Here is a 20,439-nt window from a genome sequence, read left to right on the forward strand (position 1 = left end):
TTTTAACGAGCATCTTTTTTGGTTAAAAAACACTCCAACCTCCTCGAAAATTAAATGCAGTTTACCTTTATTCATGTTTTGAATTCTAAGAATTAATTATGTGGATCATGCCAAAAATAGTTTTTATTTTACAATATATAAGATTTTAAATACAATTATTACACAATAAATAAAAATAAACTTATATTAATGCTAAACAAAATATAACAAGCCTAATAAAAACACATTAAATAATTTTCATTCAAGAAAAGTTATGGAGGTTCGTTTTTTAGTTTCTTCGAATTTGATTCATCTGAAGAGGAAGAGGAAAACAACGAAACATCTACAAAAAATACCGAAGACGACGAAGGATAACTAAAATCTGATTCACATAAGCATAAAGCCTCCTTGATTATTCAAGGAGGCTTGTTTTTATATATTCATATCTAAATAGACATTACCGAATTCTATCTGAATCATTTATATTCTTGCCTTTAAATTCAGTGTCTTTCATTTTACCAAAGGAATATTTTATGGCAATTGAAATCTCATGAGAATCTATCAAATATCTTGCTTGTGAGTTTACATTATTAACAACAAACTGCTCTTCAATAACATTATTATTAAAAACGTTATTAAAACTCAAAGTACAATTCCAGTTTTTGAAAAAGGTTTTAGAAAGTGCCATATCAATAACAAATCTTTCATTTTTCTCAAATGCTCCTATATGTTGTTTGGTTAATCCCCAGCAAGAAACAGATAAAGTATATCCTTTTGGTAGTTTAAATTCGTTACTTGAGTAATAATACAAATAGGGTTTTGAGGATAAAAACAGAGCCGAATCATCTTCTATTTTTTCTAAAATGAAAACTAAAGAATTTGTCATTGTCCAAAATTCATAACTAAAGGGTAGCGTAAAGTCGGCTGAAAAACCTGACTCTCTATCGAAATTTTCATCTTTAAAAGTTAATATATTTTGCTCTTTATCATAAGTAAAACTACTATAAACAGGATTTGTATTTTGATAAAAACTTAGTTTAAGCGATTTATCATTATACTGAAAAACGGAAGAAATTTCGTTGCTAATAGTCGGGTCAAGATTGATATTTCGCGCATATACAAAATAAGGATTAATATAAGTTGTTCCTTGACTTAAAGAGGAATAATTAGGTCTAGAAATACTTTTAGAGTAATTTAAACTAATACTTTTTGTGCTATCTATCGGAAATGTAAATTCTGCTTTTGGGAAAAAATCGGTGTAGTTTTTCTCAATTAAAGGTGTTACATCCGTTTTATATCTTCCATTTGCATTAGTATTCTCAACCCTAAGTCCAACCGTAAAATCAATTTTATTTATTTTACCTGATAACTGACTATATCCTGCTAGATTTTGCTCTTTAAAATCATAATGACTCAGTATATTTTGATTTGTTTCATAGTCGAAAATATCAAAATCTGACTTTGAATTTGCAGAAGAATAAAGCCCTCCCACTTCAAAAATCATTTCATTTTTAAACTTTTTCTCTATATCAATTCTTCCTAAAAAAACACCAACTTTAAATTTTTGATCACGAATTTGTGTCAATCCAAACTCAGTATCGTTATAGTTATTTTGAACTTCACTAAACACTCCCTGATCAAAATTAGAATATTGAATACCTGCAAAAACCTGTGTTTCAATAGACTTAATCTTTTTTAAATAATTCAAAAATGAGTTCGAAAAATCCTTATTACTAGCATTATCAGTAAAAGTTAGAACGTTATTTGTAACATCCTCTTTTTATTATAAGTATTTGCATTTATGTCAAAAGTATCACTTTGCAATTTACTACTAACAGTAAACGACAGATAATCATCCTCATTTATTTTATAAAATAAACTACCACCAAAAACAAACTGTTTCCTTTTTGTAAAAGCCTCAACGTTATAATTCGAAACAATACTAGCATTCGGGATTGCATAATCGACACTCTGGTATTCCCAAGGTTGCAATTGGTTATAATTAAAATTAGCCTTCCACTCTAGTTTACCTTTCTTAAAACTAGAATTAAATCCAATATAATTATTAAAGTCTTTCTTAAAAGAAGCTGTTTCAGATAAAATGGTCCTAAACCCATCTTTTTTACTAAACTTTCTTGTAACTAAAATTACTGCTCTACCTTCGGCTTCGTATTTAGCAGATGGATTCTGGATAATTTCGATATTCTTTATATCGTCAACAGCTAGAGCATTCAAATCGTTTATTCCTACCTTTTGATTATCGATATAAATAAGAGGAGTTCCTTTGCCAACAATAGAAATATTCTCTTTGTCTGAACTTATAATAATTTTAGGCAGTTTAGACAATAAATCCATCGTATTAGGAATAGAATTATAAATAGAATTGGGTACATCTATTTTTAAGTTTCCGTTTTTATTGATAAATGTTTTTGACTTAGCATCAATAACAACTTCCTCTAACTTATTCGGAATACTATCTTTTGGAGTTTCATTTTGTGCATATCCAAATGCAGAAACAAGAAGACAGATTATAATTATTATTATTTTAATCATTTTTTAAGTAAATTAAGAATCCAATTCAAACAATCCTCTGTATCCATTATCGACCATGAATGTGGATTTTTGCTCCCGTTTAATTTCACGCCTTTACCTTGGCTTATAATTACATTTGCATTGTAATTGCCCATGATTCTTAATTGGTTGATCATTCCAACTATATCAATCCCATTCCAATCCTGCAAATCGCGGTGACGTTCATTAATTAGCCAGTTAATATCCAGATCAGTATACATTCTTATCGGCATGTTTTTTAAGTATCTTGCATTCCCTCCATCTTTTGCACCAAAAGAAAAAATAGAAGCTTCGATATATTTTTCAGGAAACTGATCAGGCGAACCACCATACAAACTATCCCAATTATCCTTTATCCATTTTGCTTCATTTGTCCCTGCTTCAGAAAAATTTCTTTCAATTTCTCTTTCGCAATATTTATAAAAACGAGCATGATCCAGCGGAGCATCTAGAGCAAAAATGCCTTTAGGAATTAAAAAGAATTTACTCGGATTCTTAACCGAATTTTCTGCATAAGTCAAAGAAATAATACCACCATTTGATAAACCTCCTAAAATAAAATTATCCTTAGAGACTTTGTGCTTTGTTACAATTTCATTAAAAATCTTGTCTAAAAAAGCAAAATCAGCTTCTCTACTATCTGTTCCCCAATTTATAGAAGGAATAATTACGACCATTCCTTTCTTAACAGCTAACTCATGCAGTGTTATTTGTTTTAATAAATCTTCTGTAGTTTCTCCTCCAGAAGGCAAAATTACCAATGCACCAATAATATCCGTTTTCGGAACCATTTTATAATAATGCAATGATTGAGAGTCTTCGTCATTGACATATAAATCATTGGTATCTAAATAATCTACCGTTACTTTTTCCATTTTTTGCCCATAACAAAATGTAATTCCAAATAGAATCAGCATTGATAATCGTTTTCTCATAATTTGTGTTTTTCTATATATTTCGATTGCAAAAATGCTCCTAAAAAATACTTTTGTAAGTTAATCGTAGGTTAATCGGGAGTTAATTCAAGAATTAAAAGATAAAAGACTTATTTTTGAAATGTATTTTTTGATAATATGAAACACAGAATCAATTTATTAATTTTTTTTTCGGCTATCGCCCTCGTGGTTTTATCTGTTGTACAATGCTATTTAGTAAAAACAACCTATGATTATAAAGTCGCACAATTCCATTCAGAAATAAAGAATGAAATAGCTAATATTACAAATGATTATAGCGATATCGATTCAACTATTGTCTTCAAAAAAGAGCTTCTTTACAAGCAATTAGCCGAGAATTATATTCATGACAAAAAAACAAAAGCAGATATTAAAAGTGCTTTGTTACAAAATGAATTTCGTAGCGAACTAACTCAAAAATTGCAACTGAAATTTGAAAGAGAAATTCCAAATTTTTCGATTGATTTTGCCATTGTACTCAACAAGTTTATCATCTATAATAATTCTAAAAAAGCAGATACTATTTTCTCTGAAAAGCCATTTATAAAAAACAAATTATATGGCAATCTGGCTTCGCTTGACAATGCTTTTTTAGTTCGAAATTATGCAAATACAGCAAGCGTAACTGCACAAACCCAAGATTATAATTTATTAACCGAAGACTCTATGTATGTTTCGGTTATCGATTGGGAAATGATAATATTAAAAAGAATGAGCATGATTTTGTTTCTTTCTTTACTATCTATTTTAACCCTGATAACACTTTTTGTAATTGCCATAAAAGCATTAATCAAGCAAAAAAAGGTAAGCGATATCAAAACTGATTTTATTAATAATATCACCCACGAACTCAAAACTCCTCTGACAACTTTGGCCATTTCGACCAAAATACTAGAGCGAAAAGACATTCGTGACAACGAAATTCATTTTAATTCTATTCTTAATACCATTTCTCGCCAAAACAACCGTTTACAGAGTTTAATCGACCAAGTTCTGGCAAACTCCTTAGAGGAGAATGAAATGGAAATGCAAAAAGAAAAAATCATTACAGAGCCTTTCCTAAATGCTATTATAGAAGATTTTAGAATTACGTATCCAAAGGTTACCGTTGAAACTCGATTTACCACAAACGATACGATATTGGTATTAGATAAATTTCATTTAACAACAGCCATCCTAAATGTACTCGAAAATGCTGTAAAATATGGTTCTAATACAATTACTATTAAAACAATATTAAACAAGAACGAATTCGGTTTGAGCATTCAGGATAACGGAATTGGAATTTCTAAAAACAAACATCTATTATTATTTGATAAATTTTACCGCGTAGAACAAGGCAATCTACACAATTCAAAAGGATTAGGATTAGGACTGTATTATGTAAACCAAATTATAAAAGCACATCAAGGAACAATTGCTGTAATGAGCGATTTAGGAAAAGGAGCAAAGTTTTACATTAGCATTCCGTTGAATTAAGTTTTCAGTCGCAGTTTCAGTCCTGATAACTATCGGAATCAGTTGCAATACTTACAATTAATAAAATGAAAAAAATACTTTTAGCCGAGGATGATTCAGATTTTGCAAACGTGCTTAAACAATATCTGGAACTATATGATTATGAAGTTACATGGGCAGAAAATGGGCAAGAAGCTTTAGCTATATTTCAAACTACAACATTTGACATTTGTGTGTTTGATGTTATGATGCCTATTATTGATGGATTTACACTTGCCGAAAAGGTCATTAAAATCAATCCCGAAATACCTTTTATTTTTTTGACAGCCAGAAAGCTTAAAGAAGACAAAATCATTGGTTTAAAACTGGGAGCAGACGATTATATCGTAAAACCTTTTGAAGCCGAAGAGCTTATCTTACGGCTGAACAATATCTTGAAAAGAAGCCAACAAAAATTATCGATTTTTGCCCAAGCAAGCAATTTACAGATTGGAGCTTATTTATTTGACACCAAACGTTTGTGTTTAAAAAAAGACAATATAACACAACAGCTTACTGAAAAAGAAGCTGCTCTTATTCATTTCTTTTACACACATAAAAATCAAATGCTAAAAAGAGAACAAATCCTATCATCGATTTGGAAAAATGACGACTTTTTTTCTGGCAGAAGCATGGATGTTTATATCAGTAAAATTCGAAAATACTTTAAAGACGATTCCCGAATTAGCATCGATAGTATTCGTAATATCGGACTGGAGTTTAAAATAATAGATTAATTACTCTCATATTTAGCTAATTTATCTAAAATCATCTGATAGGTTGGTGTTTCGATTTCGTATTTTAAACCTTCATTTACAACAAATTCAGTAAGCGACGAAAGCTCTGTTTTTTTTCCTGCCAACAAATCACGATGCATAGACGAAGTTGCATCACGAGGCGTTTTTTCTAATTTCAATATCGTTTGCATTACAATATCATTAGGTAAATTCAGTCCTTTTACAGCTGCAATCATAGTGATTTCATTTAATAACGAAACATATAAATTACGGCTAGAAGCATTTTCCATAATTTCACCAATATTCTGATTTAAATAAGAAGTAGCCGAAGCTAGGGATGAAATAAAAACAAACTTTTCCCAAACCGTATCTTCGATAGTATCTACTAAATAACTTTCGATTTTAGCATTCTCAAAAATAGTTTGTAACGCCTTCATTTTATAAACCGAAGCACTATCGGAACCAAAAAATAGTTTTTCGTAAACACCTATTTTTTTAATTTCACCAGGCGCAACAATCATCGAAACGATATATACACAACCTTGCAAGACTTCGTTATCTGGAAAAATAGTACTAATGCGTTCTGGAGCATCAACGCCATTATATAAAGGAAGAATAACCGTATTCTTGGTAATGCATTTTTTTATGACATCAAGACTTTCTTCGATATCATAGGTTTTAGTAGCACAAATAAGACAATCTAGCTTACCGATTACTTCAGGATCATTAGATACTACAGTTGGAAAAACAGTCGTTTCTCCTTCATCTGTACTAATTTTCAAACCCGATTGAGCAATAACTTCCATTGCTTTTCCTCTAGCAATAAAAACGACATCTATAGCATCATTTTCGGCATAAGCTTTCGCCAAAAGTCCACCAAAATAACCTCCTACTCCACCCAATCCTAAAATTCCGATTCTTGTTTTCATTATGATATTTTTTATACAAATTAAAAAGGTCGCTATAAATTAAAAACTTAAAACCTGCTTAATCGATAGTCTTTTAATAGTATTAACTAGTTTTAAAATAAGCTTCTACAATAATAAATACTAAAAAATAAAATTGTTAAACCAAAAGTAATAAATTCCTATTTTGAGTTTTTAGAAATAATTTGAAGAAGATTGTTTCATGAAAATAACTTTGATACTCTCACAAATATAAAAAAATGCAGACCTATAAGCCGGATTCTGTTCTTGTTATTACTAACAATACCTTATCATTTATCTAGACTTACAATTACTCATAAGTTCAAGCTATCTACCCTTCAGCAACGAACGAGAAGCTCTTAAATGCTGATATACTTGATATTTCACCGCATAGAGTTTACCTGGTTTCACTACAGCATTACCTGTACATACTTTCTGTTGCACTTGTCCTAACGCTATTTCTAACGCCGACGGGTGTTACCCGCTATGCTTCTCTGTGGTGTCCGGACTTTCCTCCCTTTTGATTTCTCAAAACGACGATAAGGCGGTCTGCGTGGCAAATTTAGCGTTTTTATAGGTTACTTCCGAGTATTACAAAATTTACTTTAACACTCTTTTACAAAGACTTAATTTTAAAATAGTTATCTTTAGTCGTCAACCTGTAAAATTTCATTTATCATGATTAGAATGTATCATTACGCAACTGTATCCAAGGCTTTGGATCAATTAAACGAAAAAGGATTTACTTATGATTTTAATCTAAATGAAGATGTAATTAAGAAAAATCCTGAAAAATTTGAAATCGTGCATGTGTATCGATACGAAGGCAACTCCGATCCTGGAGATGAAGCTGTGGTTTATGGAATAAAATCTACCTCAGGCAAAAAAGGTGTTTATGTTGCAGGATTTTCAGCCAATTCTGATTCTGAAACCGCAAAAATCTTAAGTGATTTAAGCATCAAAGGAAGATGATTTATTTAGGAACAATCTTAGTTGCTATTGGACAATGCAATTAAGTTAAAACATCTTTTATATTGAACTGAATAAATCTCTCGCAAAGACTCCAAGTCGCAAAAAATCATGTAAAAACTTGGCGTCTTTGTGAGATAAATTATAGTTCAAAAAGCTTAACTTAATGACATTTAGCTCATGCCTACACAAGAGAGATAATTTTTTCTTTAAGCCTTAATTAGCTTTGCATATTCGGCGATTTTAGCCTCGCTTATTTGTTTTGTAATTTCGAGTAATCGCTTTACTTTGGGTAGCAATGCATCGATATCTTCTTTTGTTACTATAAACTTTGGATTATAACGTGCTTCGATATAAGCACTTTTTAAAAGTTCGAATAATCGTTTTTCTTCGGGGGTATCATTGGGAAAAACTGACGGTAAATCTGATGAATATTTCCTTGTAAAAGAAAACAACTTAGTCAAATTATGCTGTTTTGGATTGGTTAACGTATGTACCAATCGAATCGTCTGAAAACTATTTTCGCAAGTTTGATGAAGGTAAAAAGAAACTATTCTATAGTCTTTATCATCATAACCATGCATAGCACTTCTGAAAAAACTATTTGCTCTACCAAATTTATCTTCAAAATATTCTTCTGCCTGTTGTCTTATTTCATCAAAGCGAAGTGGGCGCTGTTCTGCAAGAGTAAACTTTTCACTGTCATAAAGTACAACCCCTTCATCTTTTATCTGTGTATAAAAATATCTGCCTGTGTCGATATATTCATTTAATCGTTTTATATTTTCATGAATAAACTCAACTGGAGTTTGCAAATCTGGGTCTCTATAATACATATCATCAACTGTATCAAGCATTCGGGTTGCTCTTTGGTCGGTTACTCCATCTGTTACTACGAGTATATCATAATCGCTCCTATAAGAAGTAGGAATACCAAATTCTACTCTTTCGTCACGATCTACATATTCATTTCTTGCATAACTTCCGTAGAGAATAATCATTTGCGTTTTTGGAAGTCTTGCCGTTATTTGTTCTACAAAACGCAGAAGATCTCTTTGTTTCTTTTGTGGCAGATAGGCGATAGATTTCTTCATTATAAAGTAGTTATTATGAAACAAAGATAATTATATTCTTATTCTATTAGAAATGAAAAATTTGCTTTGCTATATGTTAGATAAAACAGAATAAAATATCAAAATGATTTCGGTATTAATTGGCATTAATGCACATTTACATTACTTAAATTATGGATGATTTTTACTTAATTAACCTCTACCTCAAAAGATTCTGTATATGTAATGGAAGTTTTTTCTTTATCATTAAATTTATAATTAACAACTGTTTCTATTGTATTAATTCCCTTTTTAATTAATACTTCTTTTACTTCAATGCCTGTCTGAGATGTTTTTTTAATGTTCGTTTAGCTTTTGTATTACTTACATTTTCAATCTTTAAAGCACGTTTAGCATTAGGTATATTTGCTATTAAATAGTGATATTTTAAGGTGTCTCCAACTTTTAAATATTGATTAACACCTTCTTTAAGCCGTCTTTTGTTTGCTATTTTATTTTGATAGGTTTCTATTAATGCTTGCCCTTTAAAATTTTCGACATTTCCTTTTTCATCAAAAAGAATAGTAAAAGCTTGCTTACCAGAATCAGCGTATAATGTGTAACGCATAATTTTTCCTGATGGAAAATTATCAATCCTTTCTTCAACGAGCTCATTTCCTTTCTCGTTATTGTGAACTAGTTTGTCATCAAAATAAGCTTTATCATCATTAATATAAAAACTCAAGGCGATGAAACCTAGTATCAGAGAGAACACTATTATTATATATTTCTTTTTCATTATTTCTTTTTGTTGAGATTTATAAGGCGCTTTTCCTAATCGATATTGATTAGTTCACATTTACTTCGAAAGTAATTGTATCTTTAAAGACAGGAGTGATTTTATCCTCAAACTTATACTCTACTATTGCACTAATTTTATTTATACCTTTTTTAATAAGAACTTCTTCTACATTAACCTTTGTTGGTGGGCGATGTTTTATAATTCTTTTAATATCACTATCATCGATACTCACATTTTTTACTTTAAAACTACGTTTGGTATTTGGTAAATTAGCTAATAAATATTGATATTTTAAGGTATCTCCAACTCTTAACATCTGTTTAGTTTTAATATTATTTTGATACACTTCTAATAATGGATATCCTGAATATTCCCTTACTCCTTTTTCATCATAGCTAATAATAAAGCAAGATTTTCCAGAATCAGTATACATAACATATTTATTTATCAATCCAGTTGTGTCATAAAAAGTACTTTCTAAAGTGATTTTGCTGTTTTCCCTATAGTGAAAGGATTCTAGATTACCATTATCATAATAGTAAGAACAAATCCCATTTGGCTCATTATCTATGAATTGACCTTCTGCTATTTTTATTCCTTTTTTATTGTATCGTGTGAACTTACCTTCGAAAATAGTATCTCCATTTCTAATAATATATTCTGATATATCTGTTATTTTTCCATCTGGACTGTATTCTTTTAAAGTATAAACTTTTTCATCTCTAAAATAAAAATGAAGTAGTAATATTGCAAAAAGTGCAACAGAAATTACAACTAGTATTTTTTTATTTCTTTTTTCATTTATTTTTTTTGTTGTGATTCATAAATATCTCTTCTCACAAATTCATTTTTATTTGGGTCACTAGGATTATTAACTATTTGAATATATTCAGTTTTTGAAAAGAGGCAGGAGTTGTATTATCTCTTTTTAGACTGCCCCCAAAAAGTTAGACACTATTTGGGGGCATTTTTATGGAAAGAAAAGTCAAGTATGATTACGCATTCAAACTTGAATGTGTAAGGTTAGTTATCGAGAAAGGATACTCCAGTGAAGCGGTATCTAATGAAAAGAGTATTAGTGAGTCAAATATTCGTAGATGGGTTAGCTTTTACAGAGCATATGGAACAATCGGATTGTTACCACGGAAGAATCGTGTCTATTCCATTGATTTTAAACAAAAAGTATTACTATCAATAGATAAGGATTTATTATCACTAAGGGAAGCTCGTTTAAAATTTAACATTCCCTCAGACTCAATTATTATCAGATGGAAAAGAGATTTTGCTAACTTTGGTTTAGAGGGATTATCATCTAAACCTAAAGGAAGACCCAGATCTATGAATTTTAAGAGAAAACAGAGAAAAACAGACAAACCCTTAACTAGGGAAGAAGAACTTTTAAAGGAACTGGAGTATTTACGAGCTGAGAACGAAATTTTAAAAAAGTTCAACGCCTTAGTTCAAGCCGAACAAGCCAATCAAAACAAAAGGCTCAAACCATAATGGAACTAAGGCATAAATATGATTTAGACCTCTTGCTAAATTGTACGAACATGGTTAGAAGTACTTATTATTACTATGAAAAAAGAAGTCAAGTAATTGATAAATACAAAGATGTTAAAGATTTGATTAAACAGATTTACAATCATCATAAGGGTAGATTAGGTTACAGGCGTATTACTTTATTAATCAAGCAAAAAGGAATTTTAATTAATCACAAGACAGTGTTGCGATTGATGAAAATTTTAGGATTAAAAAGTTTAATCAGAATCAAGAAGTACAGATCATATAAAGGAGAACAAGGAAAGATAGCTCCTAATATATTGCAGCGCAATTTTAAGGCTGATAAACCCAATCAAAAATGGGCTACCGATGTAACTGAGTTTAATATCTCAGGTAATAAATTGTACTTATCACCTATAATTGATCTTTTCAATGGGGAAATAATAAGTTATGATTTATCTGAAAGACCAAATTTTAATCAAATCACCAATATGCTTAAAAAGTCTTTTCGAAGAATATCAAATGATACTAATTTAATATTACACTCCGATCAAGGCTGGCAGTATCAAATGAAGCGATATCATCAGCTTTTGAAGGAGAAAGGATTAGTGCAGAGTATGTCAAGAAAAGGAAACTGCTTAGACAATGCAGTTATAGAAAATTTCTTTGGCATATTAAAATCAGAACTATTTTATATTATGAAATTTAAAGACATAAATCATCTAAAAAAGGAAATTATAGAATATATAAAATATTACAATAATGAAAGAATCAAACTGAATTTAAAAGGAATGAGCCCGATACAATATCGAGCTCATCATTATCAAAATTAATTATAAATTTGTCTAAACTTTTGGGTGCAGTCTATTTCTTACTTGCCTCTTCTTTTACAGATTTCCCTGCCTTTATTGCATTAGCCCCATGATCGGTTGCTGTCACAAAATCATCGGTTTTGTTTTCTTTTGTTGGTCTTCCTCCGTTAGTGCCTTTTCCTTTACTAGAACTGCCTTTTCTTTCAAATCCCAATACAATAATAAGAGCTTCAAATGCACCTCCAAAATCAATCCATGTAACATCTCTTGTACCTCTGCGTAAGGAGCTTGGATCTTGATTATTTCCTCCGTCAGAAAATGCTATTCCTCCAAAACGGAATGGTTTTTTATTAAAATTATAAATAACTTCTCCGTTATAAGTTATTAGTTTAGTATCTCCATCTAATAATAATCGGTTACCATTAACAAATGTCTTTCCCCAAGTGTGACCTAAATTAGAATAGTGGTCAATTTTTGCGCGCCCGTCTATCCAAATTAGCTCCCCTGTTATTTTATTCCTGTACCAATCAAATGGTGTTCTCCCATGCATATCAGCCAATTGCAATAAATCGTTATTATAGGCTGCATATGAAAAATACTGTCCAAGATCTTCATCATTTATAAAGCTGTCAAAAGTACATAAGTCGTCAAGGTCATCAAAATTTCCAAACATAGCAAATAGTGTATTATTGTAAGTTATTACTTCTTTTACAGCAATAATACATAAAAATTACCCTACTTACAACATTCAGCATCAATTATACATCCTTTAAAATGAATAATTAACCTGATTACTCAGATATATTCAAAAGATAGCGTGTTAATACTTTCCACTTTCGTTCGAATAAGATACAAAAGCATTTTAACTATTTTGAATTGCTTTGATAATCCCGAATTTAAAATTAAATAACTCAGTACTAATCAATCAACAAAGCTATTAATCGTGATCTAAATAACCTTAATAGAAGATAAAATTCAATAAGTTTTCTGATTTTATAAAGTAAGAATACTAAAAAGAGCTCACTTTATAAACTACTAAAAACACAATAAAAAAGACTATTATTGTATTAAAATCAACTTCATGAAATTAAAGTACATTTTATTATTAACATTCTTTTGCTTTTATAATTATTCTTATTCTTGTAAATGTGAGCCACACAACAAAGAAACAATGGTTGCTGAAGGGTTAAAAAATTATGACATTGTTTTTTATGGAGAATTATTAAAATCTGACACAATATCTGGAGATTTTACTTTTAAAGTTTTAGAACTATTTAAAGGAAAAATCAATTCAACTTTTATTCACGGAAATGCAATTGGAAATAATTGCTCATTCTTCCCAATAAAGAAAGAACTTTGGATTATTTATGCTAACTATAAGAACAACAATAAAATTACCATTAGTATATGTTCTCCTAGTATGGGACTAGAATCGTTATTAGGTGCTTATCCAACTCCACCTCTACCAAGATACAATGGGATAAAAGATATTGATCTTAGAGAATTATACCAAAAAGTATATCTTTTAGAGGATAGGAATCAAAATATTATAAATTGGATTCAACAGTTAGAAAGACTTAGATCATACAAAACCTCACAGAATATAATTTCTGAAAAAGAAAAAGCAGATCAAAAAATAGAAACTTACAGTAGTTATATTATTTTTTCTTTATTTATAAACATAATATTATTTTCTATTTTGATATTTATAATTCTAAAGAAAAAAGCTTTCGTTAAATAAACAAATTGGCATTACGAATTTCAGTAAGTTATTTTTTAAATATAGTACTCGGAATTCTATCCAACCATTATACCTTTAAAAAACTTTCTAAGAATTCAGTTACTACAAAATCTCTCAATTTCATAACGCCTGCAAAAGAAAAATTAGAATATTAGTTCTCAAACTCGAACAATGCCGAGCAGGCGAAGTAAATGTGCATGCAAAATTTAACCCCAAGTTTATCATTTCAAGAAATAAACCTAAGCGCAAATTTCTACAATTAGCCTTGGATCTAAACTCTTAACACCCCGCGGAATCCTCTGGCAGCATAATATGAATCTGCCCCGTTATGATATACAAAAACTGTATTATAACGAAAATCAGCAAAAAGTGCTCCTCCTAGTTTTCTGATATCAGCTGGTGTTACTATCCAGCTTGATGTTTTAGTATCAAATTTGCCAAGTTGCTGTAGCTCTCGATATTCTTTTTCGGTCAAGATATCAATCCCCATATGGGTTGCTATATTAACTGCGCTATCTTTAGGTTTGTTTTCTTTTCTTTTTTCCAGCGCTTCATGATCGTAACAAATGCTTCTCCGTCCTTTAGGGCTTTCGGCAGAACAATCATAAAAAATATATTCATCGGTAGCTTTATCATAACCAACAACGTCTGGCTCGCCTTCGGTTATTTCCATTTCATTTAGCGACCACATTTTTTCGGCATTTGCTTCTAATTTTGTTTGTACTTTAGACCATTCAATTGCTTGATGACGATTGCTGTTTTTCTCAAAACGAGTTTTTAAGATATCAAGTAATGTTCTATTTTGTTCTGCTGATAACTTTTTCATGTTATTCAATTTTATAAAAATTACTATTAAAAGATTCATCTAAATAATTCAATAAATTCATCTTATTTCAATTATACAATAACGAATGACTTTATTTCTAGCTAAAATAATTATTTTTTGATTACAAATTAACATTCTAAAATGAATAACTAAATACCTGAATGTTATCATTTCAAATAAAATTAGGCTCTATTATTTAATAGTAATTATTTAAAAATCAGTAACTACTTAAACGTGCAAAATCTTTCAATATTTAAATTTTTAAATCTTTAAATTATAATCTATCTTTGCTATCCAATAAACAATCTATGGAACAATTTGTAGTATCGGCTCGTAAATATCGCCCGCAGACATTTAAAGATGTTGTGGGACAAAAAGCGATTACCAACACTTTACTAAATGCCATAGAAAGTAACCACCTTGCTTCGGCACTATTATTTACAGGACCTCGTGGAGTTGGTAAAACAACTTGTGCACGTATTCTTGCACGAAAAATAAACCAGCCCGGTTATGATGATCCTAATGAAGATTTTGCTTTTAATGTTTTTGAACTTGATGCTGCTTCTAACAACTCTGTAGATGATATTCGTAACTTGATTGATCAGGTTCGAATCCCTCCACAAACAGGACAGTATAAAGTATATATTATTGACGAGGTGCATATGTTGTCATCGGCCGCTTTTAATGCTTTTTTGAAAACATTAGAAGAACCGCCTAAACATGCCATCTTTATATTGGCAACAACTGAGAAACATAAAATCATTCCAACGATTTTATCTCGTTGTCAAATTTTTGATTTCAAAAGAATTACCGTTAAAGATGCCAAAGAACACCTAGCTGAAGTGGCAACAAGTCAAGGTGTTGTTTACGAAGACGATGCGTTACATATCATTGCGCAAAAAGCGGATGGTGCAATGCGTGATGCTTTGTCTATTTTTGACCGAGTTGTTTCTTATTGTGGTACCAATTTAACACGTCAGGCTGTTACCGAAAACTTAAACGTTTTAGATTACGAAACTTACATTTCTATCACTGATTTTATCCTTGAAAATAAAATCCCTGAATTATTAATCGCTTACAATGACATCCTTGCCAAAGGCTTTGATGGCCATCATTTTATTGCTGGTTTAGCATCGCATTTTAGAGATTTATTGGTTAGCAAAACTCCTTCTACTTTATCTCTTCTTGAAGTTGGTGAACAGGCTCAACAAATGTATGGGATACAGTCTCAAAAAGCGAGTCAGGAATTTTTACTAAAAGGAATTGAAATTGCTAATGATTGTGATTTAAAATATAAGTTAAGTCAGAATCAGCGACTTTTGGTTGAACTTAGTTTGATGCAATTGGCCTCTATCAACTTTGATGGAGAAAAAAAAAGTTGAGCAATACATAATTCCGCCTACTTATTATAGAAATCCTACTTTCTCTATCACAGAAGTTAAAGCTCCTGTCGAAAAGAAAGAAGCACCTCTAGCAACGCATAATTCAACTCCAGATACTCAAAAACCTGAAACTGAAGCTCCAGAAAAAGTAGCTGAAGCTAAACCAGTAATACCAAATATTACAAAGCCAGGTGTTTCAGCATTTTCTTTATCAAGTATTCGTAAGAAAAAAGAATTAGAGGCTGCTAATAAATCTTATGTAAAGCCAACAACTCATTTACCTACTGAGGATTTTACCGAAACAGAAATGTTACTACAATGGAATAAGTATGCACAACGTTTAGGCGAGAAAGGTTTTAAGATAATGGAATCATTATTACTTATAAACGATCCTGTTTTAAACGGCACTTCTATTTCTATCGAACTACCTAATGAAGGCTCTAAGCTTGATTTTGAAAAAGAACTTAATGGCTTATTAGGACATTTAAGAGGACATTTGCATAATCACGATATTACTATTAATATTATTGTAAATGAGAGTTTTGAATTCAAAAGAAGTCTTAACGATCAGGATCGCTATAATAGGTTATTAGAAATAAATCCAAACATCGAACTTTTAAGAACAACATTTGGATTAGATTTACATACTTAATTAAGCTAAGTTCTGAGACTCTGAGACACTAAGGTTCAAAGATTATACGCAAAGACTACCAGTCCCAATAGCTAGAATGGCTAAAAAACTACTTATTCTTTAGTCCAAAATTATAAATTTTTGTCAGCCATTTTTCTTTTTGATTACTATTGGATGTTTTTATAACTCCAATATAACTTACTTTGACTGGTTTTACACCGCAAAATTCTAAAGTAGATTTCTTTAATTGATTTACGCTTGGTCTTCCAAAAAACAACCTGTAATACCAACCTGGCTGATCTAAAGTAGTAATAATATGAGCTGTTTTGTCTTTTAAGAGTTTATCCCACCAAACCGAATTTTCACGATACTGGAAAGCCATTCCTGGCAAAAAAAGCCGATCAATAAATCCTTTTGTAATTGCTGGCAATCCTCCCCACCAAACTGGATGAATCCAAACTAAATGATCTGCTCGTTTTATTTTTTCCCACGACTCTAATAAATCAGGCTCTAATTCGGTTCTTCTTTGATAACCGAATTGCAAATTGGGATTAAACTTCAGATTGGCTATTGTAATCGTTTCTACTTTTGCATCTGATTGCAAAGCTCCTTTTTTATAAGCTTCGGCTAAAGCAAAATTAAAACTTGCTGGATTAGGATGTCCATTGATAATGAGAATGTTTTTCATGTTCAATTAGCTTATTTTAAGATTAATTGTGCTGTAATTATTTAATGCTTCAAAGATTTCTTGTGCTGAATGTGTTTGATGACTGAAATAAATTCCGTTTACTAAATCTTCATTTAGCATCTTTTCGATATGTAAAACTGTAGAAAATGCTGTTAGCTCAGCCTGACCTTTAACGCTTTGTAAGCTTATTTTTCTTGTCTTATTCTGTGCTTTAATAACGATTTCAAAAATAGTTTGATCTCCATTTCCGCTCCCTCCAAACAATAGTTTTCTTTCTCTTAAAGACATTATATTAAAAATCTTAAGCGATTGAAAATAGCCCATTAAACTGGTGACAAATTTAGAATTATAGGTCATTTTTACCGAAACAGTCGGTATTTTTTCTATCTGATTTAAAATAAATAAATCTGGCACATCTAGATTATAAACCTGACGTTTTCCAATTCCGAATGAGAAGTTGTATTTTTCAGAGTTTAAAAAATGCTTGACATTTTGAGGTTTATTATTTTTATAGACAATAAATGGTTTACATACATTTTCTGCCAAAAAATTTGCTGAACTTTTCCCTGCTAAGTCTTTTATAGAATAATAAATATAAAGATTTGTTTCCTGAATTTTACTCTTATCTGGTTCTACCAAATCAACCAGATTACCAACTATCCCTCCCATCCAGCCGGAGCCAAAAACAATGTGACTATTTACATTTTGTTTGTTTGCTATTGCTAGATCATATGCAACTGTTAAATCTGGAGTAGGTTTTGTAATATCTATATAATCTAGCTTATTTTGTATTGCGTACTTTAAGATTTCATTATCACTGTCTTTTGTACACAATACAATTAGATCAATTTTATTATCAATAATACAGTCAAAAGTTTTTGAATTGTTTACATCAATAACCAAATCATTGATTGTATTCCCTAATTGTCGACTCCCAACAAATAAGTTATAGTTAGGATTTCTTCCTTTAAGTATGCGCAATATAACTTTACCAACTAATCCTGTTCCTCCTATTACTAAAATATTTTTTCTCATCATTACATATTGTTTTCAGCAAACATAATGACGAAACTGCTCTCGGTAACCAGACAAATGTCCTATAAAATTGCTTTCCGAATTCGGCTTAAGTGTCTTGGTGTAACTCCTAAAAAAGAAGCTAAATACTGTAACGGAATCAACTGAATATAATTGGGGTGATTTTTAAAAAGGGTTTCATAACGTTCTTTTCCTGTCAGTTTCTGAAAAGATAAAATGCGTTGTTCTAAATTTATATATTGCATTTCTGCTATTATTCGTCCCGTTTTTTGCCAATGAATACTATTTTCATAAAGATGCTCAATACTAGCATGGCTTATAACTTCGAGTTCTGTATCAAATAACGCCTGAATATTTTCTTCTGTTGGTTTCTGGGTAATAAAACTAGCAAAAGCTGCCATAAATTCATTCTCGAATGTAATACAGTTTGTGATTTCTTCTCCTTCAGAATTGATATAAAATGAGCGCAAGGCACCCGATTTTATCAAAACAATATCTTTAGCTATTTGTGATTCTTGAATTAAAAAATCTCCTTTTTTTAATTTCTTTCTAGTAATTAAACCATCTAATTTATCTAATTCGTTTAGAGGTAAAACTTGAAGAGATTGAAATATTGATTTCATTGTGTTTTATTATGAATGACAAAATTATTGCATTTTACGAATCGATAGCTTTTTCAGCTGAACTGAAAATATTTTCAATTCTTTTATCCGGAATTAACCATAATAATGCCACTATAAAATAACATGCTCCTGAAATCCATTCGTTAAAGAAAGAGCTAATGATTCCTATTACATATAAAACTACCGAAGTTTTCCCTTTTAAATCTTTCCCTAATGTTTTTGCTAATGCTGAATTTTTTCCTTCGCTAGAAACAATAATCTCTTGTAATATAACATATGCAATTGCTGACAACAATAATATAGCACCATACAATGCCATTGCTGGTTTAGCAAAATTATGTTCTCCCATCCAACCAGTTGAAACAGGAACCAGCGAAAGCCAAAAAAGTAAATGCAGATTAGCCCAAAGAATTTTAGCATTGACTTTGGTTACTCCGTGTAATAAATAATGATGATTATTCCAGTAAATACCTATATAGACAAAACTCAAGACATAACTTATAAATTTAGGGAAAAGAGGTATTAAATCCTTAAAGCTTTCTTCATGAGGAACTTTAATCTCCAGAACCATAATAGTCAGTATAATTGCCAAAACACCGTCACTAAAAGCCTCTAATCTCGTTTTATTCATAAAGTATTAAATAGTACAACTCTTGGCTGTAGTTAATAAAAGTACTATAACTATATATTCTTGCAGAACTGTTAAGCCTAAATTTACTGATACTAAATAAATCTCTCGCAAAGAAGTAAAGTCTTTTTCGTTTTCTTTGTGCCTTTGCGAGAAGATAATTAATTATATTTTTCCGTAATACATTGCCTTTACAATACCATCTGAAAGACCAATTTTAGGAACATAAATTTGTCGTGCTCCACTCCATTTCATTGCATTAAGATATATTCTTGTTGCTGGAATGATTACATCGGCACGATCGGGATTAAGCCCTAATTCAGCAATTCTTTGATCATATGTTAGAGAATTTAAGAAAGCATATTGTGAGTTTACATAAATATACGATAAGGGTTTTTCTTGCTGTTTGCCCGACATTTTGAACAATTTATTAATATTCCCCCCTGACCCTATAAGTGTAACTTCTTCGTATCCTTCTGTATTAGTTCTAATCCATTTTTCAATTTCATCCCATACCACATCGCAAACCATTCCGTTTAGTAATCGCACAGTTCCTGCTTTAAAAGATCTTGAAGTAACCAATTTTCCGTTTGAGAAGAGTGTAAACTCTGTACTTCCACCTCCAACATCTACAAAAAGATACGTTTGATCTGTTTTTAACAAATGATGTAAATCTGTTGAAGCAATAATAGCTGCTTCTTTTTTACCATCGATAATTTCAATCTTTATATCTGCTTTCTTCTTGATTATTTCTACCACTTCTTTTCCATTATAGGCTTCTCTCATTGCTGATGTTGCAAATGCCATATAACGTTCTACTTTATGTACTTTCATTAAAAGATTGAATGCCTTCATTGCGTCACACATTCTTTCAATATTTTCTTGAGATATTTCACCAACTGTAAAGGCATCTTGTCCTAAACGAATTGGCACACGTACTAGTGAGCTTTTATTAAACTGAGGTTCCTTCCCCTCTTGTTCTACAACATTGGAAATTAACAATCGCATGGCATTTGATCCAATATCGATTGCTCCATATTTTTTTATTTTAATCATTCTCGCTTATGATTTGAAATTTAGC

21 protein-coding genes, 1 other RNA gene and 1 pseudogene are annotated in these 20,439 nt (G+C 30.6%); 8 read left to right on the forward strand and 15 right to left on the reverse strand.

Going from position 1 to position 20,439, the window contains the following annotated elements:
* Nucleotides 1–436: 436 nt before the first annotated feature.
* From EAG11_RS22280 to EAG11_RS10045, 3 genes are read right to left on the reverse strand one after another with little or no spacing between them, the layout of a single operon-like run.
* Nucleotides 437–1,687: an outer membrane beta-barrel family protein gene (locus tag EAG11_RS22280; RefSeq protein WP_242499330.1), complete on the reverse strand. Its 1,251-nt coding sequence runs from the start codon at nucleotides 1,685–1,687 to the stop codon at nucleotides 437–439.
* A gap of 44 nt (nucleotides 1,688–1,731) precedes the next feature.
* Entirely contained in the window at nucleotides 1,732–2,532 is an 801-nt protein-coding gene (locus EAG11_RS22285; protein ID WP_242499331.1) for a hypothetical protein, read from the reverse strand.
* Complete coding sequence (locus EAG11_RS10045; RefSeq protein WP_129539061.1) at nucleotides 2,529–3,485, reverse strand: hypothetical protein; 957 nt, start codon at nucleotides 3,483–3,485, stop codon at nucleotides 2,529–2,531. Before EAG11_RS10045 ends, EAG11_RS22285 begins: the two co-directional genes overlap by 4 nt.
* A gap of 138 nt (nucleotides 3,486–3,623) precedes the next feature.
* Here EAG11_RS10045 and EAG11_RS10050 point away from each other — a divergent pair, with 138 nt between their 5' ends.
* Nucleotides 3,624–4,985: a sensor histidine kinase KdpD gene (locus EAG11_RS10050; protein ID WP_129539062.1), complete on the forward strand. Its 1,362-nt coding sequence runs from the start codon at nucleotides 3,624–3,626 to the stop codon at nucleotides 4,983–4,985.
* A gap of 65 nt (nucleotides 4,986–5,050) precedes the next feature.
* Nucleotides 5,051–5,740: a response regulator transcription factor gene (locus EAG11_RS10055; protein ID WP_129539063.1), complete on the forward strand. Its 690-nt coding sequence runs from the start codon at nucleotides 5,051–5,053 to the stop codon at nucleotides 5,738–5,740.
* Here the strand turns inward: EAG11_RS10055 and EAG11_RS10060 are convergent.
* Nucleotides 5,737–6,669 carry a ketopantoate reductase family protein gene (locus tag EAG11_RS10060; protein ID WP_129539064.1) on the reverse strand — a complete coding sequence of 311 codons (933 nt, stop codon included), beginning with the start codon at nucleotides 6,667–6,669 and terminating at the stop codon, nucleotides 5,737–5,739. The genes EAG11_RS10055 and EAG11_RS10060 overlap by 4 nt on opposite strands.
* 231 nt (nucleotides 6,670–6,900) lie before the next feature.
* Nucleotides 6,901–7,222: RNase P RNA component class A (rnpB, locus tag EAG11_RS10065), an RNA gene on the reverse strand.
* A gap of 122 nt (nucleotides 7,223–7,344) precedes the next feature.
* Between rnpB and EAG11_RS10070 the strand changes: the two genes are divergently transcribed.
* The gene (locus EAG11_RS10070) at nucleotides 7,345–7,638 is read left to right on the forward strand and encodes a hypothetical protein (protein ID WP_129539065.1); all 294 of its coding nucleotides are present in this window, start codon (nucleotides 7,345–7,347) and stop codon (nucleotides 7,636–7,638) included.
* 206 nt (nucleotides 7,639–7,844) lie between these two features.
* Here the strand turns inward: EAG11_RS10070 and EAG11_RS10075 are convergent, their stop codons facing one another.
* The 3 genes from EAG11_RS10075 to EAG11_RS22290 all read right to left on the reverse strand — a co-directional run bounded on the left by EAG11_RS10075 (nucleotide 7,845) and on the right by EAG11_RS22290 (nucleotide 9,922).
* Nucleotides 7,845–8,729, reverse strand: a complete 885-nt coding sequence (locus EAG11_RS10075) for a HEPN domain-containing protein (RefSeq protein ID WP_129539066.1) — start codon at nucleotides 8,727–8,729, stop codon at nucleotides 7,845–7,847.
* A 286-nt stretch (nucleotides 8,730–9,015) separates the two neighbouring features.
* Nucleotides 9,016–9,486: a hypothetical protein gene (locus EAG11_RS10080; protein ID WP_129539067.1), complete on the reverse strand. Its 471-nt coding sequence runs from the start codon at nucleotides 9,484–9,486 to the stop codon at nucleotides 9,016–9,018.
* A 49-nt stretch (nucleotides 9,487–9,535) separates the two neighbouring features.
* The gene (locus EAG11_RS22290; RefSeq protein ID WP_242499332.1) at nucleotides 9,536–9,922 is read right to left on the reverse strand and encodes a hypothetical protein; all 387 of its coding nucleotides are present in this window, start codon (nucleotides 9,920–9,922) and stop codon (nucleotides 9,536–9,538) included.
* Between the two features lie 539 nt (nucleotides 9,923–10,461).
* On the opposite strand from EAG11_RS22290, the gene EAG11_RS10090 reads away from it, so the two are divergent.
* Both EAG11_RS10090 and EAG11_RS10095 read left to right on the forward strand, forming a co-directional pair.
* Nucleotides 10,462–10,992, forward strand: coding sequence for a helix-turn-helix domain-containing protein (locus tag EAG11_RS10090; protein WP_129538344.1), 531 nt, complete (start codon nucleotides 10,462–10,464; stop codon nucleotides 10,990–10,992).
* Nucleotides 10,986–11,825: pseudogene (locus EAG11_RS10095) on the forward strand (IS3 family transposase); the annotation flags it as partial. The gene EAG11_RS10090 and the pseudogene EAG11_RS10095, both read left to right, overlap by 7 nt.
* Before the next feature lie 31 nt (nucleotides 11,826–11,856).
* Here the strand turns inward: EAG11_RS10095 and EAG11_RS10100 are convergent.
* Nucleotides 11,857–12,477, reverse strand: a complete 621-nt coding sequence (locus tag EAG11_RS10100; RefSeq protein ID WP_129539069.1) for a hypothetical protein — start codon at nucleotides 12,475–12,477, stop codon at nucleotides 11,857–11,859.
* Between the two features lie 408 nt (nucleotides 12,478–12,885).
* On the opposite strand from EAG11_RS10100, the gene EAG11_RS10105 reads away from it, so the two are divergent.
* Complete coding sequence (locus EAG11_RS10105) at nucleotides 12,886–13,545, forward strand: hypothetical protein (protein WP_129539070.1); 660 nt, start codon at nucleotides 12,886–12,888, stop codon at nucleotides 13,543–13,545.
* A 271-nt stretch (nucleotides 13,546–13,816) separates the two neighbouring features.
* On the opposite strand, the gene EAG11_RS10110 is transcribed toward EAG11_RS10105, so the two are convergent.
* Nucleotides 13,817–14,371: a DUF4256 domain-containing protein gene (locus EAG11_RS10110; protein ID WP_129539071.1), complete on the reverse strand. Its 555-nt coding sequence runs from the start codon at nucleotides 14,369–14,371 to the stop codon at nucleotides 13,817–13,819.
* Between the two features lie 308 nt (nucleotides 14,372–14,679).
* On the opposite strand from EAG11_RS10110, the gene dnaX reads away from it, so the two are divergent.
* Both dnaX and EAG11_RS22295 read left to right on the forward strand, forming a co-directional pair.
* On the forward strand, nucleotides 14,680–15,753 hold the full coding sequence (gene dnaX / locus EAG11_RS10115; RefSeq protein ID WP_129539072.1) for a DNA polymerase III subunit gamma/tau: 1,074 nt from the start codon (nucleotides 14,680–14,682) through the stop codon (nucleotides 15,751–15,753).
* A complete protein-coding gene (locus EAG11_RS22295; RefSeq protein WP_242499333.1) occupies nucleotides 15,734–16,405 on the forward strand; it encodes a DNA polymerase III subunit gamma/tau in 672 nt (223 codons plus the stop codon). The genes dnaX and EAG11_RS22295 overlap by 20 nt, the downstream gene beginning before the upstream one ends.
* An 88-nt stretch (nucleotides 16,406–16,493) precedes the next feature.
* On the opposite strand, the gene EAG11_RS10125 is transcribed toward EAG11_RS22295, so the two are convergent.
* The 5 genes from EAG11_RS10125 to EAG11_RS10145 form a co-directional block, all read right to left on the reverse strand.
* Complete coding sequence (locus EAG11_RS10125; RefSeq protein ID WP_129539073.1) at nucleotides 16,494–17,072, reverse strand: NAD(P)H-dependent oxidoreductase; 579 nt, start codon at nucleotides 17,070–17,072, stop codon at nucleotides 16,494–16,496.
* A 6-nt stretch (nucleotides 17,073–17,078) separates the two neighbouring features.
* A complete protein-coding gene (locus EAG11_RS10130; protein WP_242499334.1) occupies nucleotides 17,079–18,110 on the reverse strand; it encodes a saccharopine dehydrogenase in 1,032 nt (343 codons plus the stop codon).
* Nucleotides 18,111–18,169: 59 nt separating this feature from the next.
* Nucleotides 18,170–18,730: a Crp/Fnr family transcriptional regulator gene (locus tag EAG11_RS10135; protein WP_129539074.1), complete on the reverse strand. Its 561-nt coding sequence runs from the start codon at nucleotides 18,728–18,730 to the stop codon at nucleotides 18,170–18,172.
* A gap of 34 nt (nucleotides 18,731–18,764) precedes the next feature.
* Nucleotides 18,765–19,361 (reverse strand): TMEM175 family protein, encoded by a 597-nt coding sequence (locus tag EAG11_RS10140; protein WP_129539075.1) that lies wholly within the window; start codon nucleotides 19,359–19,361, stop codon nucleotides 18,765–18,767.
* Between the two features lie 162 nt (nucleotides 19,362–19,523).
* Nucleotides 19,524–20,414 (reverse strand): Ppx/GppA phosphatase family protein, encoded by an 891-nt coding sequence (locus tag EAG11_RS10145; RefSeq protein ID WP_129539076.1) that lies wholly within the window; start codon nucleotides 20,412–20,414, stop codon nucleotides 19,524–19,526.
* Nucleotides 20,415–20,439 lie beyond the last annotated feature (25 nt).

Origin of the sequence: Flavobacterium sp. 140616W15, assembly GCF_003668995.1 — a bacterium.
Classification (GTDB): domain Bacteria; phylum Bacteroidota; class Bacteroidia; order Flavobacteriales; family Flavobacteriaceae; genus Flavobacterium.

Excerpts from the sequence above, each read along its gene's own strand:
- EAG11_RS10145 (WP_129539076.1), bottom strand. The coding sequence starts at position 20,414 with ATGATTAAAATAAAAAAATATGGAGCAATCGATATTGGATCAAATGCC.
- EAG11_RS22285 (WP_242499331.1), bottom strand. The coding sequence starts at position 2,532 with ATGATTAAAATAATAATAATTATAATCTGTCTTCTTGTTTCTGCATTT.
- EAG11_RS10075 (WP_129539066.1), bottom strand. The coding sequence starts at position 8,729 with ATGAAGAAATCTATCGCCTATCTGCCACAAAAGAAACAAAGAGATCTT.
- EAG11_RS10135 (WP_129539074.1), bottom strand. The coding sequence starts at position 18,730 with ATGAAATCAATATTTCAATCTCTTCAAGTTTTACCTCTAAACGAATTA.
- EAG11_RS10100 (WP_129539069.1), bottom strand. The coding sequence starts at position 12,477 with ATGTTTGGAAATTTTGATGACCTTGACGACTTATGTACTTTTGACAGC.
- EAG11_RS10090 (WP_129538344.1), top strand. The coding sequence starts at position 10,462 with ATGGAAAGAAAAGTCAAGTATGATTACGCATTCAAACTTGAATGTGTA.
- EAG11_RS22295 (WP_242499333.1), top strand. The coding sequence starts at position 15,734 with ATGGAGAAAAAAAAAGTTGAGCAATACATAATTCCGCCTACTTATTAT.
- EAG11_RS10070 (WP_129539065.1), top strand. The coding sequence starts at position 7,345 with ATGATTAGAATGTATCATTACGCAACTGTATCCAAGGCTTTGGATCAA.
- EAG11_RS10125 (WP_129539073.1), bottom strand. The coding sequence starts at position 17,072 with ATGAAAAACATTCTCATTATCAATGGACATCCTAATCCAGCAAGTTTT.
- EAG11_RS10050 (WP_129539062.1), top strand. The coding sequence starts at position 3,624 with ATGAAACACAGAATCAATTTATTAATTTTTTTTTCGGCTATCGCCCTC.
- EAG11_RS10130 (WP_242499334.1), bottom strand. The coding sequence starts at position 18,110 with ATGATGAGAAAAAATATTTTAGTAATAGGAGGAACAGGATTAGTTGGT.
- EAG11_RS10080 (WP_129539067.1), bottom strand. The coding sequence starts at position 9,486 with ATGAAAAAGAAATATATAATAATAGTGTTCTCTCTGATACTAGGTTTC.
- EAG11_RS22290 (WP_242499332.1), bottom strand. The coding sequence starts at position 9,922 with ATGTATACTGATTCTGGAAAATCTTGCTTTATTATTAGCTATGATGAA.
- EAG11_RS10105 (WP_129539070.1), top strand. The coding sequence starts at position 12,886 with ATGAAATTAAAGTACATTTTATTATTAACATTCTTTTGCTTTTATAAT.
- EAG11_RS10060 (WP_129539064.1), bottom strand. The coding sequence starts at position 6,669 with ATGAAAACAAGAATCGGAATTTTAGGATTGGGTGGAGTAGGAGGTTAT.
- dnaX (WP_129539072.1), top strand. The coding sequence starts at position 14,680 with ATGGAACAATTTGTAGTATCGGCTCGTAAATATCGCCCGCAGACATTT.
- EAG11_RS10045 (WP_129539061.1), bottom strand. The coding sequence starts at position 3,485 with ATGAGAAAACGATTATCAATGCTGATTCTATTTGGAATTACATTTTGT.
- EAG11_RS10110 (WP_129539071.1), bottom strand. The coding sequence starts at position 14,371 with ATGAAAAAGTTATCAGCAGAACAAAATAGAACATTACTTGATATCTTA.
- EAG11_RS10055 (WP_129539063.1), top strand. The coding sequence starts at position 5,051 with ATGAAAAAAATACTTTTAGCCGAGGATGATTCAGATTTTGCAAACGTG.
- EAG11_RS10140 (WP_129539075.1), bottom strand. The coding sequence starts at position 19,361 with ATGAATAAAACGAGATTAGAGGCTTTTAGTGACGGTGTTTTGGCAATT.